This is a genomic window from Streptomyces sp. NPDC104371 (genome assembly GCF_055583785.1).
On record NZ_JBVJNF010000006.1, the window covers coordinates 316243 to 331539 of the forward strand.

At 71.9% G+C, this 15297-nt stretch carries 13 protein-coding genes; 5 read left to right on the forward strand and 8 right to left on the reverse strand.

Annotation, left to right across the window (positions count from 1 at the left end; genetic code table 11):
- Window positions 1–165 carry a hypothetical protein gene (locus ACZ60T_RS20750; protein WP_365628516.1) on the reverse strand — a complete coding sequence of 55 codons (165 nt, stop codon included), beginning with the start codon at window positions 163–165 and terminating at the stop codon, window positions 1–3.
- A gap of 184 nt (window positions 166–349) precedes the next feature.
- On the opposite strand from ACZ60T_RS20750, the gene ACZ60T_RS20755 reads away from it, so the two are divergent.
- On the forward strand, window positions 350–1693 hold the full coding sequence (locus ACZ60T_RS20755) for a helix-turn-helix domain-containing protein (protein ID WP_469667180.1): 1344 nt from the start codon (window positions 350–352) through the stop codon (window positions 1691–1693).
- A gap of 30 nt (window positions 1694–1723) precedes the next feature.
- Here ACZ60T_RS20755 and ACZ60T_RS20760 read toward each other — a convergent pair whose 3' ends face one another.
- The 3 genes from ACZ60T_RS20760 to ACZ60T_RS20770 form a co-directional block, all read right to left on the reverse strand.
- Entirely contained in the window at window positions 1724–3562 is a 1839-nt protein-coding gene (locus ACZ60T_RS20760) for an alkyl/aryl-sulfatase (RefSeq protein ID WP_365628510.1), read from the reverse strand.
- Window positions 3563–3697: 135 nt separating this feature from the next.
- Window positions 3698–4900, reverse strand: a complete 1203-nt coding sequence (locus ACZ60T_RS20765) for a serine/threonine-protein kinase (protein WP_469667181.1) — start codon at window positions 4898–4900, stop codon at window positions 3698–3700.
- A 192-nt stretch (window positions 4901–5092) separates the two neighbouring features.
- The gene (locus ACZ60T_RS20770; RefSeq protein WP_469667182.1) at window positions 5093–5635 is read right to left on the reverse strand and encodes a hypothetical protein; all 543 of its coding nucleotides are present in this window, start codon (window positions 5633–5635) and stop codon (window positions 5093–5095) included.
- 125 nt (window positions 5636–5760) lie between these two features.
- On the opposite strand from ACZ60T_RS20770, the gene ACZ60T_RS20775 reads away from it, so the two are divergent.
- Complete coding sequence (locus tag ACZ60T_RS20775; RefSeq protein ID WP_469667183.1) at window positions 5761–6228, forward strand: hypothetical protein; 468 nt, start codon at window positions 5761–5763, stop codon at window positions 6226–6228.
- A 58-nt stretch (window positions 6229–6286) separates the two neighbouring features.
- Here the strand turns inward: ACZ60T_RS20775 and ACZ60T_RS20780 are convergent, their stop codons facing one another.
- Both ACZ60T_RS20780 and ACZ60T_RS20785 read right to left on the reverse strand, forming a co-directional pair.
- Window positions 6287–8311: a flavin monoamine oxidase family protein gene (locus ACZ60T_RS20780; RefSeq protein WP_469667184.1), complete on the reverse strand. Its 2025-nt coding sequence runs from the start codon at window positions 8309–8311 to the stop codon at window positions 6287–6289.
- A gap of 92 nt (window positions 8312–8403) precedes the next feature.
- Window positions 8404–8598, reverse strand: coding sequence for a hypothetical protein (locus ACZ60T_RS20785; protein WP_365628494.1), 195 nt, complete (start codon window positions 8596–8598; stop codon window positions 8404–8406).
- A 284-nt stretch (window positions 8599–8882) separates the two neighbouring features.
- On the opposite strand from ACZ60T_RS20785, the gene ACZ60T_RS20790 reads away from it, so the two are divergent.
- Window positions 8883–11138 carry a heavy metal translocating P-type ATPase gene (locus ACZ60T_RS20790; protein ID WP_469667185.1) on the forward strand — a complete coding sequence of 752 codons (2256 nt, stop codon included), beginning with the start codon at window positions 8883–8885 and terminating at the stop codon, window positions 11136–11138.
- 102 nt (window positions 11139–11240) lie between these two features.
- Window positions 11241–11450, forward strand: coding sequence for a hypothetical protein (locus tag ACZ60T_RS20795; protein ID WP_469667186.1), 210 nt, complete (start codon window positions 11241–11243; stop codon window positions 11448–11450).
- Between the two features lie 43 nt (window positions 11451–11493).
- Here ACZ60T_RS20795 and ACZ60T_RS20800 read toward each other — a convergent pair whose 3' ends face one another.
- Window positions 11494–13095: a multicopper oxidase family protein gene (locus ACZ60T_RS20800; RefSeq protein ID WP_469667187.1), complete on the reverse strand. Its 1602-nt coding sequence runs from the start codon at window positions 13093–13095 to the stop codon at window positions 11494–11496.
- Window positions 13096–13194: 99 nt separating this feature from the next.
- The gene (locus tag ACZ60T_RS20805; RefSeq protein WP_469667188.1) at window positions 13195–13629 is read right to left on the reverse strand and encodes a DUF6153 family protein; all 435 of its coding nucleotides are present in this window, start codon (window positions 13627–13629) and stop codon (window positions 13195–13197) included.
- 284 nt (window positions 13630–13913) lie between these two features.
- Here ACZ60T_RS20805 and ACZ60T_RS20810 point away from each other — a divergent pair, with 284 nt between their 5' ends.
- Window positions 13914–15296 carry a serine/threonine-protein kinase gene (locus tag ACZ60T_RS20810; protein ID WP_469667189.1) on the forward strand — a complete coding sequence of 461 codons (1383 nt, stop codon included), beginning with the start codon at window positions 13914–13916 and terminating at the stop codon, window positions 15294–15296.
- Window position 15297 lies beyond the last annotated feature (1 nt).

Sequence of the window (15297 nt, forward strand, 5' to 3'; positions counted from 1 at the left end):
TCAGGGGCTGGCCGAGGGGACGTACGACGGGTTCCCCGACTCCGTGGTCTCCGCCGGGCCGAGCTGGGCGGCCATGGTCAGGGCGGCCACGGCGATCAGGGCGGCGGCGACGCTTCGGGAGTAGCGGGCGGCTGTTCGTCGGAGCACGGCGACCTCGCCTCGCATCAGCGGCTTGTTAAGTGGGCTTAACGTCCGGCTTAACGTAGGCCGTCCCGAGGGGTGGTGCAAGGGGGTGCGCGGAGGTTCCCGGTCCGCGCCCACCTGCGTCAAGTGCGCTGTGCTTCAGGAGGCGCGGGGAATCCGCGCAACTGGGCAGGGAGATAAGTGCAGTTGATGGCATGCTTGATACATGGCGGAGCGTGACGATCCGGAGACCATCGGACGCAGGGTGCAGCGGCTGCGGACCGAACGCGGGCTGACCCAGAAGCAGTTGGCCGAACCCGCGTACACGCCCGCGTACATCTCCACCGTGGAGGCGGGCCGGGTCCGCGCCTCCGAACCGGCGCTGCGGCATATCGCGGAGCAACTCGGCATCGCCTACGAGGAGTTGCTGACCGGCCGCCCGCCCCATCTCGCCACCGGCCTGCGCCTCAGGCTGACCGACGCCCAGCGCACCCTCGCGACCGGCGACGCCGAGGCCGCCGCCGAACAGTACGGCGCATTGCTCGCGGAGGCCGAGGAGCACGGGCTCGTCGGCGAGCAGGCCGCCGCGCTGCTCGGGCTCGGCGAGTGCGCCCTGGAGCGGGGCGATCTGATCACCGGGCGGCGCCACTTCGAGCGCTCGGAGGAGCATCTGCGGGACGCGCCGCTGACCAGCCGCGTCCCGGCCCTGCGCGGCCGTGCCGTCTCCCACTACCTCGCCGGTGAACTCCGCTACGCCTGCTACCTGTTGGAGACGACCCTCGACGAACTGAACCGCTCCGGACTGCACGACCCGGACGCCCTGCTGCTGCTCTACGCGAGCGCGATCGGCCCGTACATGGACATGGGCGCCCATGCGCGCGCGGCCCAGGCCGCCGAGTTCGCGCTGGCGCTCGCGCCCCAGGTGGGCGACCCGGCGCTGGTCGCGCGCATGCACCGGTCGGTGGCGCGCACGCTGATCGCCGAGGGCCGGATCGCCGAGGCGGACGCCTCCCTGGCCAAGGCCGCCGAGATGTACCGCCAGCTCCAGATACGCACCGAGCTGTCCAACTGCCACTGGATGCGCGGGTACCTGTATGTGCAGAACGGCGAACTGGAATGCGCGGAGCGGGAGTTGCGCGAGGCGCTCACCATGCTCTCCGAGCAGCGGGCCGCCCTCTACAGCAGCCAGGTCGCCGTGGAGCTGGCGGACGTGCTGCACCGCCGCGGGAAGTCCCAGGAGGCCGCCGGGCTGCTGCGCGGCGTCCTCGGCGACATCGGCCCCGAGCGCGGCGCCGTGCACTCCGCGGGCGCTCACCGTCTCCTCGGCATCATCGCGGAGGACGCCCGCGACACGGAGGCCGCCGAGGAGCACTACGTCCGCGCGCTGAGCCTGCTGGAGCGGGCGGGCGCGGCCGGTGACCTGGCGGACCTGTGCCGGCTGCTCGGCGATCTGCTGCGCCGTACGGGCCGGGTGGAGGCGGCCCTGGACGCGTACCGCACGGGCCTCGGCCACCGCACGGCCCCCGGCACGACGACCCTCGGCCCCGCCCCGGCTCAACCGCCGCTGTAGGAGCGGTCCGTACGACGACCGCCCGGCCGCTCAAGGGGTGACGATCGCGAAGCCCCGGTCCGGCTGGGTGACGTACGAGAACAGTCGCTTGAGCAGCGCCCGGTCCCCTTCCGTCTCGATGCCCGCGAGGCCCTTGCCCGCGAGCAGCCCGAGGAGTTCGGCGCGGGTCAGCGTGAGCGTGAGGCCCGCGTGCTGTTTCGGGGTGCGGTGCAGCGGCAGGCTGCGGTGGGTGAGCGCGCCGTGCTCCAGGTTGATCCGGTGGCGGCGCTGTTCGTCGATCAGCACCAGGTCGATGATGATCCGCGGCTCCCGGGCCGCGCGCGGCCCGTCGACACGGATCGCGATCGAGTCCAGCAGCATGCTCACGGTGAGCGCCGAGGTCATCCCGCTGGTGTCCGTGGGGTCATGGGCTCCCGCGCCCTTGCGGAGCTCCAGCGCGCCGGTCAGATAGATGTTCCGCCAGGGCCCGTTCTCCGCGCCGTACCCGAGGCGTTCGTACACGCCCGCCAGCGCCTCCTTCGCCTCCTCGTTCTCCGGGTCGGCGAAGACGAGGTGGTTGAGGAGGGTGGCGGCGAAGCGCGGGTCCCCGGCGTCCGCGTACCGCCGGGCCGCCGCGAGCGTCGCCTCCGGACCGCCCGCCACCTCCACGTACCGCTCGGCGAGCGCGCGCGGCGGATGCTCCCACAGATGGGCGGGGTTGCCGTCGTACCAGCCCATGTAGCGCTGGTAGACGGCCTTGACATTGTGGTTCAGGGACCCGTAGTAGCCCCGTGCGTGCCAGACGCGCTCCAGGGCGGGCGGCAGCCGCAGCTCCTCCGCGATCTCCGGGCCCGTCAGACCGCTGTTCAGCAGGCGCAGGGTCTGGTCGTGCAGATACGCGTACAGGTCCCGCTGCTCCACCAGCAGCCGGACGACGTTGTCGTGCCCCCAGGTCGGCCAGTGGTGCGAGGCGAAGGCCACGTCGTAGGAGTCGCCGAAGAGGTCGACGGCCTCGCCGAGATGGCGCGACCAGGCGTGGGCGTCGCGGACCAGGGCGCCGCGCAGCGTCAGGATGTTGTGCAGGGTGTGCGTGACGTTCTCGGCGAGGCACAGGGCGCGCTGCTCGGGGAGGAGGAAGTTCATCTCGGCGGGTGCCTCGGCGCCGGGCGTCAGTTGGAACAGGATGCGGATCCCGTCCACGGTCTCCGTCTGCCCGGTGTGCGTGATGTCGACGGTCGGCGGGACGAGGCCGACCGTGCCGGTGGACCGGGCCATGCCGAGCCCGCTGCCGATGTGCCCGTCGGGCGCCTTGGTCAGCCGGGTGCCGAACACGAAGTCGGCGCGGCGGGCCATGGCGGGCCCGGCGAAGACGTTCTCGCTGACCGCGTGGTCCAGGAACCCGGCGGGCGCGAGGATCGGCACGGTCGCGTCGTCGCGCGGCAGCACCCCGGGGGCGCCGCCGAAGTGGTCGACATGGGAGTGGGTGTAGATCAGCCCGGTGACGGGCCGCTGTCCGCGATGGTGCCGGTAGAGGGCGAGGGCCGCCGCCGCGCACTCGGCGGAGATCAGCGGATCGATGACGAGGACACCGTCCTGGCCCTCGATCAGCGTCATGTTGGAGAGATCGAGCCCGCGCACCTGGTAGACGCCCTCGACCACCTCGTACAGCCCCTGCCGCGCGCAGAGCTGCGACTGCCGCCACAGACTCGGGTGCGCGGTGCCGGGACAGGCCTCGGCGAGGAACCCGTACGCGTCCCCGTCCCACAGCACCCGCCCGTCCTCGGCGCTCACCACCCCGGGGGCGAGGGCGGCGACGAACCCCCGGTCGGCGTTCTCGATGTCGGTCCGGTCCTCGAAGGGCGGCAGTCCGTCAGGGGGCGCGGCGTCCATGGGGCCAGCTTTGGCGCGCGGACCGCCGGGGGCCAGCGGTGGGGGACCGTTCGAGGGGCCCCGGCGCCCGGCCGACGGCGCGCCTTGGGTGGCCCGGCGCTCAACGACCCGTAGAACACTGGCCGTTGGGCGCGGTCAGGGCGTCGGATCGGCCGGGCTCGACTGCTCGGTCTCCGTGGGGGTCTCCGCCGAGCTGTCGTCCGGGGAGAACAGCGCCATGCCCACGAACACCGCCACGACGAACAGCACCGTCGCGGCGGCGATCCCCACCACGCGCGGTCGCTGCGCGAGAAGCGCGCGCAGGTCGAGCCCGCCCCCGGTCGGCGCCGCCCGGCCGCGTCGGCCCCCGGAGGCCACGCGCTCGCGGGGAACGGCCGGGGCGGGCCGCTGGCGGTGGGCCGCCCGGTGCCCCGTGCCCCCGGCCGCGGTCGGGAGCTTGTACGTCGTCGCGGGGCCCGTCTCGGTACGGGGCGGGGCGGGGGCGACGGGTGGCGGTGCCGGGGTCGCCGTCGGGAGCGGCTCGGCGCGGCCCCGCCAGGAACCGGAGCCGAACCAGTCGGCGGTCTGCCGTGCCGAGGGCCGGTCCTCGGGCCGCTTGGCGAGCAGGCTGAGCAGGTAGTTCTCGAAGGCGGGCGGCAGGTCGACACCGAGTTCGCGCGGCGGCACGGGGGCCGCGTCGAGATGCTGGTGCAGGATCGCGATCGGGGTGCCCGCGCGGAACGGCGGGTGTCCGGTGAGGAGTTGGTAGAGCACGCACCCGAGCGAGTACACGTCGCTGGGCGGTCCCGCGGGCTTGCCGAGGGCCCGCTCGGGCGCGATGTACAGACTCGTACCGACGATCTGCCCGGTCGCCGTGAGCGCCGCCGACGGGTCGTCCATGAAGCGGGCGATACCGAAGTCGGCGATCTTCACCGTGCCGTCCGCGTCGAGCAGCAGATTGCCGGGCTTGATGTCGCGGTGCACGATGCCCTGCTCATGGGCGACGGCGAGCCCGGCCGCCGCCTGCGCGGCGATCAGGGCGACCCGCTCGGCGGGCAGCGGCCCGTCGTCGGAGAGCACCCCGGAGAGGCTGTCGCCGTCCACCAGCTCCATCACCAGGAACAGCCGGCCCTCGTGCTCCCCGAAGTCGAGGACGCCCACGACATGGGGGTGATGCAGCCGGCCCGCCGTCTGGGCCTCCAGCCGGAACCGGGACTCGGCGGTGGGATCGGTGTTCTCGGTGCGCAGCACCTTGACGGCGACGGGGCGGCCGAGCATCTGGTCGTAGGCAGCCCAGACCTCCCCCATCGCGCCGCGCCCGATGGCAGTGTGCAGCTCGTACCGGCCCGCGATCAGCACCTGTTGTTACATCCTCATGCCGCGAGGCGAACGCCGTTGAGGCGCACGCCGAAAGACGAATCCGTACGACGAATGCCGTGAGACCTCTCGGCCGCTGTCGGCCATGACTCGCCGGGGCGGGTGATGGTGGGGGTGCCGCAGCGGGTCCCAGCCTACTGGCCGCCGCGACCCGGCTCGATCATGGTCTCCGGTTCAGCACCCGAGGCCGGTCGGAACGAACTCGATCCGCGCCTGCGGCTCCATGCCGAGGGCCTCGTGGTACGTGGTGCTGGTGACCCGGTACCAGACGTCGTCCCGCGCGGTGTCGCCGTTCACGTCGTCCAGCATCACGCACCACCGCTCCTGCCGGACCACCCGCCGGTAGCTCTCGGTGCCCTGGCGGACCTTGTGACAGTCGCGGTACCGCTCGGTGGTGTACCAGGTGCGCGTCTTCTTCCGGGTGCCCGTTCCCGTGCGCTGGGTGTGCTTGACCCGCTTGGTGGCGGGCGTGCACTCCTTGACCAGATGCGGCCGGGTGTCCCGGACGGTCTTGCGGGAGACATGGCGGACGCTGTCCCGGAGCCCGACGACACGGTCCGGGTCCGCGGGGGACTGCGTGCTGACGTTCCCGCTGCCGGGACCCGTGCCGCCCTTGTACCCCGCGGCGTCGCTGTTCCCTCCGCCACCGCACGCGGCGAGCCCGGCCATGAGGACCGCCGTCACCCCGGCGACCAGCAGTCGCTGCTTGCTGAACATCTCTCCCCCTGGGTCACCGCACGTGTCCGGGCGCGGCCGGCAGTCAGACTAACGGATCTTGACCGCACGGCCTTTCGACAGCGGTGGGTGCGGCGTGAGGATGGAGGAGTGGAGGGAGGTACGCGATGCGAACCCTGCACCCTCACTTCTGCGTGTACCTGATGGCCCTCGGCATACCGCCGGTCTGGAGGACGGTCCCGCTCGCCACTCGCCCCGGCGTGGCCGCCGCCGTCCTGGCCTTCGCCGCCCTCGCCCTCGTGATCGGCACGCGGGCACGGCAGGGCCGCGTCCGGCGGTTCCGGGGCCCACGAGGCAGGGCGGCCGAGCCGGTGGACGCGTCGTGGTTCACCACCCACACGCTGGACGGCTTCCCCGAGGCCGCCGTCCGCGCCCGCCTGAGGGCCCCCGGCGCGCCGCCCACCGACCGTGTCTATGCCGCCTGGGTGCTGGCCGTCCACGGCATGGACGCCGCGGGGCTGGAGAAGCACCTCTCGCTGCCCGCCGACCTGGCCCATCTGCTCGTCGAGGCCGCCGAACCGCGCCGCCACAACCGGGAGCCGCCGGAGAAGTGCGACGAGTCCGGGGGCATGTAAGGGGACGGACGGTCCGGCGCCCCGAAGAAGGGGCGCCGGACCGTCCGTCCGCGGGCGCCTACGCCCGGTGCGCTTCGAGCGCGGCCCGGACGCCCGACTCCACGGCGCCCTCGATCCACGACGGCTTCACCGAGGTGTGGTCCCCGGCGAAGTGCAGCGGGCCCTCGGGGGTGCGGATCGACGCGAGCAGTTCCGTGTGCTGGCCGGGGAGCAGGACGGACGCCTCGCCGTACGCGTACGGGTCACGCAGCCAGCTCTGTGTGCGCCCGGCGCCCGTGTAGAAGACCTCGACGCGCTGCCCGTAGACCTGCTGTAGCCCCCGCAGCGCGTGCGGGTAGCGGGCCTCCTCGTCCAGGGAGTCCCAGCGGGAGGCGTCGTCGGCCCAACTGTAGGAGGCGAGGACGACGCCTCCCTTGCTGCCGGGCACCGGGTGCGAGGGCTGGATCATGAAGCGGTTGGAGTTGTCGGAGACCGAGCCGCCGCCGACGATGTGCGCCGCCTCGGGCTGGTCGCGGGTGGCCCAGCGGTTGGCCGCGTAGTGGGCGCGCTGCGCCGGGCTGATGTGCCCGCGCGGCACCGACGGGTGCGCGCCGAGCAGGCTTCCGTCGGCGGGCGCCTTGCCCCGCCGGTAGTCCTCGTACAGCCCGGGGCGCACCGCCTCCAGCTCCCGCTTCCAGTCGCTCTCGGTGAACTCCCACCAGCGGCGGCTGAATTCGAGCAGCACCTTGGTCGCGCTGTCGTAGTGCAGCTCCGCGACGGCACGCCGCTTGCCGTACGACATCAGCGGGCTGACCTGCACCTGCCGCAGCCCGGAGAACGGCACGGTGACGATCGCCAGGTCGCCCGTGAACTGCTCGCGGACGACCTTGCCGTCGCGCCCCTCGGACACCGTGTCGATCCATACGTGCGGACCGCCCTCGCGGACCTGCGAGGTGTCGTCGCTGCCGTGCCGGTCGGGGGACCAGTACTCGATGTGCGTCGCGCGGCGGTCCAGGCGTACGAGGCCCTCGACCTTCCGCAGCAGCGCGTCCGGCAGCGTCGCGGTGCCGCCGACCAGCTCCCAGAACGTGGTGTCCGGGCTGATCAGCGACTGGCTGATGAAGCTGTGGATGAACGACAGCGGCAGCCGCGAGGTCAGGTTCTCCAGGGTGCCGACGAGATCGAGCGTGCGCTCGTCGAAGCCCGCCTGCTCGCTCAGGAAGCGGTACATGGACCAGTCGCCGTACCGCTGGATCACCCGGGCCCAGCCCCGCACCCGCTCGGGCAGCGGCTTGTCGACGCGCTTGCCGTCCGCGCCGACCGTGCTGAACTCGTCGCGTACGGGGTCCAGGGCCTCGCGCAGGATCTGGGAGGAGGGCTTGTCCAGGTACTTGCTCGGGACGCCGAACGACTGGTTGATCCTGCGAGGCGACTTCGCGTAGTCGGAGCGGCGCATCCGGACGCCGTTGACATGGAGCCACGCGTGGTTGACGGGCTTGCCCTCGCCGTCGACGTCCACGAGGTAGAACGGCCGCCGCTGGACGCCGAGCCGGTCGATCAGGCCGATCACCAGCGGATGGCTGCCGGGGATCCGCATGGCCCCGGCCTCGGCGTACTGCTTGGGGTCGGCGAACGGCTGGGCCGCGTGCTCGTGCCCGCCCGTACGGAAGGTCTTGATCCGGCCGCCGACGCGGTTGCCGTTGGCCTCCAGCACCGTGACGTGGTGCCCGGCCCGCTTCAGCAGCCAGGCGGCCACGAGACCGGCCGGTCCGGCGCCGACCACCAGGATCTTCTTGGCGGCCGTGGACCTGGCGCGGGGCAGCCCGGAGTCGAGGATCTTCTGGTAGGCGGGGACGAGGGACGCGTCGTGGTCGTCCACGACCAGCAGCGCCCGCGCGACCGCGAGACAGGTGTCCCAGTCGGCGGTGGATCTCGGCGGACAGGGGGCGGCCTGGCGGGGAAGGACGGGTGCGGCGGGCGCGGCGGCGGCGGGCTCCGGCGCGGCGAGACCGAGCGCGGTCACGGCGGTGGCCGTACCGGCCACGGTGGTGAACTGCCGCCGGGAGAAGGGCTGATGACTGTCCGGGGTACGGAGTTGATCCATACGTCACTGCATAGGGCGCCGGGGCGCACGCCCACAGGACGATCAACGACGTTCACCTGAACGTGTGAGCGCGAGGACCCGCTCCGCGCGCCTCAGGGCCGGGCGTCCGCCATCAGCTTCGCGAACGAGGCCATGCAGGGCGTGCAGTGCTCCGCCCGCTCGGCACCGGACGCCTCGATCCGTTCGTCGAGTTGCCGCCCGCACAGAGTGGTGGTGGCCTGCTTGGCCATCACGTGCCACACCAACGTCTCGCCTGCCCCGTCGGGGCCTACGCACATCTCATACATGACCGGCCTCCCAGGACGGACGCCCTCTGAGCCAGCAAACCCCCTGAGAGCCCGGCGCACTGAGTCATGTTGCGCCGTTCGGGTGATGGCCGTGCGTGGGTCCGGTGCGCGGATCTCCGTCCTGCGGATACCCCTGTGGGGTATCAAACGGTGCATCGCCTTGCGTCCCGTACGGGGGAGGGGTATACATGAGGTAAGGGATACCCCTAGGGGGTATGAGAGGGAGCCTGCGAGGGAGCAGCATCCTCTTCGCCCGCCCTGTCCGTGAGCTGCGAGGAGCAGACATGACCACCGCTACGTCTGGTGCCGCTGAGGTCGAGCTTGCTATCGGCGGGATGACCTGTGCTTCGTGCGCGGCGCGCATCGAGAAGAAGCTGAACCGTATGGACGGGGTCGAGGCCACGGTCAACTACGCGACGGAGAAGGCGAAGGTCTCCTTCGACGCGGCCGTGTCGGTGGCGGATCTGATCGCGACGGTGGAGGCGACGGGCTATACGGCGCGTGAGCCGGAGCCGGTACGCGCTGAACCGGAGGCGGGCCGCGGCGAGCCGGTGGATGAGCTGGTGCCGTTGCGGCAGCGGCTGGTCACGGCGGTGGTGCTGGCGGTGCCGGTGATCGTTCTGGCGATGGTCCCGGCGTTGCAGTTCGACTACTGGCAGTGGCTGTCCCTGACCTTGACGGCGCCCGTGGTCACGTACGCCGCGTGGCCGTTCCACAAGGCGGCCTGGACGAACGCCCGTCACGGCGCGGCGACGATGGACACGCTGATCTCGGTGGGAACGTCGGCGGCGTTCCTGTGGTCGTTGTGGGCGCTGTTCTTCGGGTCGGCGGGGATGCCGGGGATGCGGCATCCGTTCGAGCTGACGATCGCGCGGGGTGACGGCGCGGGGAACATCTATCTGGAGGCCGCCGCGGGGGTGACCGCGTTCATCCTGGCGGGCCGGTATTTCGAGGCGCGTTCGAAGCGGCGTGCGGGTGCGGCGCTGAAGGCGTTGCTGGAGCTGGGCGCGAAGGAAGTCACCGTCATCCGTGGCGGGCGTGAAGTGCTCGTCCCGGTCGAGGAGTTGAAGGTCGGAGACCGGTTCCTGGTCCGTCCGGGCGAGAAGATCGCGACGGACGGGACGGTCGTGGAGGGTTCCTCCGCGGTGGACGCCTCGATGCTGACGGGTGAGTCGGTGCCGGTCGAGGTGGGGGCCGGTGACGCGGTCACCGGCGCGACCCTGAACGCGGGCGGACGCCTGGTCGTCGAAGCCACCCGGGTCGGTGCGGACACGCAGTTGGCGCGGATGGCGAAGATGGTCGAGGACGCGCAGAACGGCAAGGCCGCGGCCCAGCGGCTGGCCGACCGGATCTCCGGGGTGTTCGTCCCGGTCGTGATCGCGCTGGCGCTGGGCACGCTGGGCTTCTGGCTGGGCAACGGCGCGGGTCTGACGGCCGCGTTCACCGCCGCCGTCGCCGTCCTGATCATCGCCTGCCCCTGCGCGCTGGGCCTGGCCACACCCACCGCGCTGATGGTCGGCACGGGGCGTGGTGCGCAGCTCGGCATTCTGATCAAGGGTCCTGAGGTGCTGGAGTCCACGCGGAAGGTGGACACCATCGTGCTGGACAAGACGGGTACGGTCACGACCGGCAAGATGACGCTGCTGGCCGTCCACACCGCCGAGGACACCAGCGAGGCCGAGGTGTTGCGGCTGGCGGGTGCGCTGGAGCACTCCTCCGAGCACCCCATCGCCCAGGCCGTGGCCGCGGGCGCCGCCGCCCGTGTCGGCACCCTGCCCGTGCCGGAGGACTTCGCGAACCTGGCAGGGCTGGGCGTGCAGGGCATCGTGGACGGACACGCGGTCCTGGTCGGCCGCGAACAGCTTCTCGCCGAGTGGGCGATGGAACTGCCCGCCGATCTGCGGGAAGCGAAGGCGAAGGCCGAGACCGCCGGGCGGACCGCGATCGCGGTCGCCTGGGACGGCCGGGCACGCGCCGTCCTCGAGGTCGCCGACGCGATCAAGGAGACCAGCCCCGAGGCCATCCGCCGCCTGCGCGCCCTCGGTCTCACCCCGATCCTGCTGACGGGTGACAACAAGAAGGTGGCCGAGGCGGTCGCGGCGGAGGCGGGGATCGACGCTGAGCATGTGATCGCCGAAGTGCTGCCGCAGGACAAGGTCGAGGTGATCAAGCGCCTTCAGGGTGAGGGACGTTCGGTCGCGATGGTCGGTGACGGTGTCAACGACGCGGCGGCTCTGGCCCAGGCCGACCTCGGCCTGGCCATGGGCACCGGCACCGACGCCGCGATCGAGGCCGGTGACCTGACCCTGGTCCGCGGAGACCTGCGCGTCGCGGCCGACGCGATCCGCCTGTCCCGCAAGACGCTGGGCACCATCAAGGCCAACCTGTTCTGGGCCTTCGCCTACAACGTCGCCGCCCTCCCCCTGGCCGCCGCCGGCCTCCTCAACCCCATGATCGCCGGAGCCGCCATGGCCTTCTCCTCCGTCTTCGTCGTCGGCAACAGCCTGCGACTGCGCGGCTTCCAGCCCACCGACCGGTAAGCGCTCGACGCAGACCCGGCCCAGCGGATCGCCCGAGGCTCGACGGCTCAGCAAGGCCGTCGAGCCTCGGGCGGACCCGTCCGTACCGAAGGGAGCACGGTCATGACGTACCCACCGGAACTGCCGGACCAGGCGGGACCGCAGAGCGTACGAGGGACCTCATGGACCCGATTCCGCAAGGGAGTTACCCACCCGCTGACCCAGGTGGTCACCGCGGCGGTGCTGCAAGCCATGGCCTCGTATCTCGGCCAGGCGGGCAACTCCCCGGGCCGGACGGGTCCCTGCGCCTGCCGGGTGCCCTCGCACTCCTGACCGGCGCACTGCCGAGGGACCCGTGGGCCCGTGGACCGACGGCTCAGGCCGGGTAGGCCACCAGCGCCATCATCCCGGCCTCGCCGTGGTACGCGTTGTGGCAGTGGAGCATCCACTGGCCGGGGTTGTCCGCGTCGAAGAAGACCGACACCGTCTGCCGGGGCACCACGATCGTGGTGTCCTTGCGGGGCCCGTCGCCGCCGATTCGGTACGTGTGACCGTGCAGATGCATCGGGTGCCACATGGTCGTGTTGTTCACGAAGTCCAGCCGGACGCGCTGACCTCGCTCCACCATGATCGGATCGGCGGCCGGGTCGCTCATGTCGAACCGCTTGCCGTTGATGGACCAGTCGTACGCCGCCATGCTGCCGGTCAGCTCGATGCGGTGGACCCGGTCCGTCTTCCGCGCCGCCAGCCGCACGTCGTCCGCCGCCTTCAGCCGCGCCGCGGACATGATCTCGCCGTCCAGTTCCTTCGGGCGGACGGTCGCCTCGGGACGGCCCCCGGAGCCGGTGCGGACCACGGCCATACCGCTCGCGTTCTTCCCCTCGGCCGACGCGACCAGCGGGAAGACACCGTCGGCGAGGGTGACCAGGACGTCGTAGCGCTCCCCCATGCCGATCAGCAGGGCGTCGGCCTCCTGGTGCCGTACGGGGAAGCCGTCCGTGTGGGTGACGGTCAGCCGGTGCCCGCCGAGGGCGACGCGATACGCGGTGTCGCCCCCGGCGTTGACCAGCCGGATCCGGACCCGCTTGCCCGGCTTGCTGCGGAACACCTGCGGATCGGTCGCGACCCGGCCGTTGACCAGGTGGTACGGGTACTTCACATCGCCCGCGTCGCCGCCGAGCAGCGCGCTCCGGGCGCCCATCATCATGAACTTCATCGACATGCCGCCATCGGAGGGCGAGGCGGACGCGGAGCCGCCCGAGCCGCCGCTCATGTCCATGCCGTCCATCTCCATGCCGCCCATGTGCCCCATGTCATGGCCGCCGTGGTGCATGTCGCCCATCCCCCGCGACAGTTCGGTGAGGACCTCGTCAGGAGTGCCGGTGACACCGTCCAGCCAGTCGTCGAGCATGACGACCCACTCCTCGTCGTACGACAGCGGCTCCTTCGGGTCCTCCACGATCAGCGGGGCATGCAGACCGCGGTCGATCTGCACCCCGACGTGGGGGTGGAAGAAGTAGGTGCCGGGGGCGTCGGCGAGGAAGCGGTAGGTGAAGGTGCGCCCGGCCTTGACGGCGGCCTGGGTGGCCGGTGGGACGCCGTCCATGTCGTTGCGCAGGGCGAGGCCGTGCCAGTGGACGGAGGTGGTGGTGTTGCCGGGGAGCTGGTTGGAGAGCGTGGCGGCGATCCGGTCGCCCGCCGAGACGCGTAGCTCCTTGCCGGGGGTCCGGCCGTCGTACGCCCAGGTCTTGGCGGTGATGCCCGCGCCCAGCTCCACCGTGGCCGGGGCGGCGACCAAGGTCGTCTCATGGGTCCTGCCGGTCCGGGCGCGCTTCTTCTCGGCCGCGGCGACCGCCGAGCCGGACGGGTCGACCAGGGCGGGGGCGGCGTCGGAGCCGGTGCCGCACGCGGCGAGCGCGCCCACGCCTGCGATACCGAGTCCGGCCAGGAGCACGGATCGGCGGTTCACGGTGTTCACGAAGTAGTCCTCATCTCACGGTTGTTCACGCTGAGTGCCGAATACGGCGTGCGGGAACGGCAGCGCGCGTACGAGAACACGCGCGACCGTGGGCGCGGCCTACAGCAGCAACCGGGAGAGGAGGGAGAGATCGGGTGGAGCCCGGCCGACGGTTCCGGGGACGTCCCGCCCGGCGACGGCGTGCGAGGGGACGGCCGGAGCGTCGCCGACGGCGACCTCGGTCGGAGGCACCGTCTTGACCGTGTCGACACCGGCGGCGGTGCAGTGGTGCGTTCCTACGCCGGTGCAGGCGCCGTCGAGGTCCATGGCGACCGAGTCCGAGGCGCCGATCAGCGGGACGGACCCGTGATCCATGCCGGTCATGTCGCTTGCCGGGGCGGCGGCGACCGTCCGTGCGGCCGGGACATGGACCATCGGCGCGACCAGCTCGTGGTGCGCCAGCACGGCGAGCACCGCGACCAGGACGAGGACGGCAGCACGCGTACCGCGAAGGACGGCGCCTGCGGCGCCCCTTCTTCCCTCGGCTGTCGTCATGCTTCCGTCCGCGCTCGAAGAGGTCATCAACGGGTGTGTCGCCAATATACCCGTGGGGGGTAACGACGCCGACGTGGCGGTAGCGCTCCTGAGCTGCCGAAGCCCGGCCGCTCTTGCGGACACACACGGCGAAACGATCAACGGCTGCCGGACAACATGGGGCAAAGACGCCTGTGGGCAAGGGGGTTCGCGGTGTACGTTCGACGCAGTTGCGAGCGACGTCTTGTCGCGGGGTCGGAGCCGCTCGGGCCTGCCCTGGGACTTCTTCTGGCGAAGGGGACAGGATGAAGCGCTGGGCCGGAGACAACACGAAGGCAGTCGGTACGTCCCGCTTCGGGAACAGGCTCCGCAAGGACACCGGCACGGCGGTGGAGAGACCCGCCTCCGGGCTCTCGCTCGCGGAGATCGTGGACGCCGTCGGCGCGCTTCCGGAGGAGTCCGTGCTCCGGATCGCGGCGGGGCTGGCCGTCGCGCTGTCGGGGCTGCATCAGACGGGCCTCGCCCACGGCAACATCCAGCTCGCCAGCGTGCTGCTGACCCAGAGCGGTCCTCGGCTGGCCGACTCCGACGCCAACAGGGCGCTCGGCAAAGGTGATTCGGCCCGTCAGCCGGGGCAGACCGGCCGACCGTACGAACCGTCCGCCGACCTGGTCGCCCTCGGACTGCTGCTGGTCACCGCGTACACCGGCAGAGGCGCCCACGCCGGGTCAGGCGAGCCCGACATCAGCAACCTCCCCGTAAGGCTGCGCCAAGTCGTCGGCGTGTGTCTGGCCAAGGAGCCGGGCGGCCAGCCGACCACCGTCCAACTGCTCGACGCCATCGGCCCGCTCGTGCCCGCACCGCGCACCTGGCCGCCGGAGGTGGACGAGCTGATCGCGCGCAGACAGGTCGAGAGTCCGCAACTGGCCTCTGGGGCCGAGGCGTTGACCGGTACGCCTGCTGACGCGCCGCCCACCCGGACGGACGTGACCGACCTCACCCCGCCACCGGTCCCTCCGACCGGAACGGAGTCCCTGCCGCCCAGGCGTACATGGCCTCGCCGCGTCGCCCTTCTCGGGGCCGTGGCCGTCGTCAGCTCGATCGTCACGGCCCTGGTCATCACGGTGCCGCACCACGACAGCGACCCCGACACCGACATCGCCGAAGCGCCCCCGTCGATCCAGTCGACACCGAGTGAGCCGACGCGTGAGGCGACACCCAGCGAGGCGCCACGGCCACCGGCTCCGGACCAGAACCAGGACGAGGGCCGAAGCCAGGACGAGGACGAGGGCCAGGCCACGGAGCAGGAGACGGCCGCCGATCAGGAGCCGACCTCCGTCACCACGCGGCAGACCAGACAGCCCGGCGCGATCGCCGACTGCGAGGGGAAGGCCCTGAGCGAGCCGGACTGGCTCCTGATCGCCTGCGGTGACGGCGCCGCCACGCTCCAGAATCTGACCTGGACCGCGTGGGGAGAGCCCTCGGCCACCGCTCGGGGGTCGTTGGTCGAGGTGGTCTGCGAGCCGAGCTGCGTCAACGGCCACGAAGTAAGTACCCCGGCCACGGTGACCGTCTCAGGGCTGGCGGGCGGGCGCTACACGGTCATGGACGTCAGCGCACCGAGTTCGCCCGTCAGCCCCTACGCCCACTACACGCTCGACGCGATGGGCCCGACGCGCAGAAGCTGAG

Coding starts and splice junctions, on each gene's coding strand:
- ACZ60T_RS20750 (WP_365628516.1), bottom strand. CDS start 165: ATGCGAGGCGAGGTCGCCGTGCTCCGACGAACAGCCGCCCGCTACTCC.
- ACZ60T_RS20790 (WP_469667185.1), top strand. CDS start 8,883: ATGACCACCGCTACGTCTGGTGCCGCTGAGGTCGAGCTTGCTATCGGC.
- ACZ60T_RS20760 (WP_365628510.1), bottom strand. CDS start 3,562: ATGGACGCCGCGCCCCCTGACGGACTGCCGCCCTTCGAGGACCGGACC.
- ACZ60T_RS20785 (WP_365628494.1), bottom strand. CDS start 8,598: ATGTATGAGATGTGCGTAGGCCCCGACGGGGCAGGCGAGACGTTGGTG.
- ACZ60T_RS20810 (WP_469667189.1), top strand. CDS start 13,914: ATGAAGCGCTGGGCCGGAGACAACACGAAGGCAGTCGGTACGTCCCGC.
- ACZ60T_RS20775 (WP_469667183.1), top strand. CDS start 5,761: ATGCGAACCCTGCACCCTCACTTCTGCGTGTACCTGATGGCCCTCGGC.
- ACZ60T_RS20780 (WP_469667184.1), bottom strand. CDS start 8,311: ATGGATCAACTCCGTACCCCGGACAGTCATCAGCCCTTCTCCCGGCGG.
- ACZ60T_RS20755 (WP_469667180.1), top strand. CDS start 350: ATGGCGGAGCGTGACGATCCGGAGACCATCGGACGCAGGGTGCAGCGG.
- ACZ60T_RS20770 (WP_469667182.1), bottom strand. CDS start 5,635: ATGTTCAGCAAGCAGCGACTGCTGGTCGCCGGGGTGACGGCGGTCCTC.
- ACZ60T_RS20795 (WP_469667186.1), top strand. CDS start 11,241: ATGACGTACCCACCGGAACTGCCGGACCAGGCGGGACCGCAGAGCGTA.
- ACZ60T_RS20805 (WP_469667188.1), bottom strand. CDS start 13,629: ATGACGACAGCCGAGGGAAGAAGGGGCGCCGCAGGCGCCGTCCTTCGC.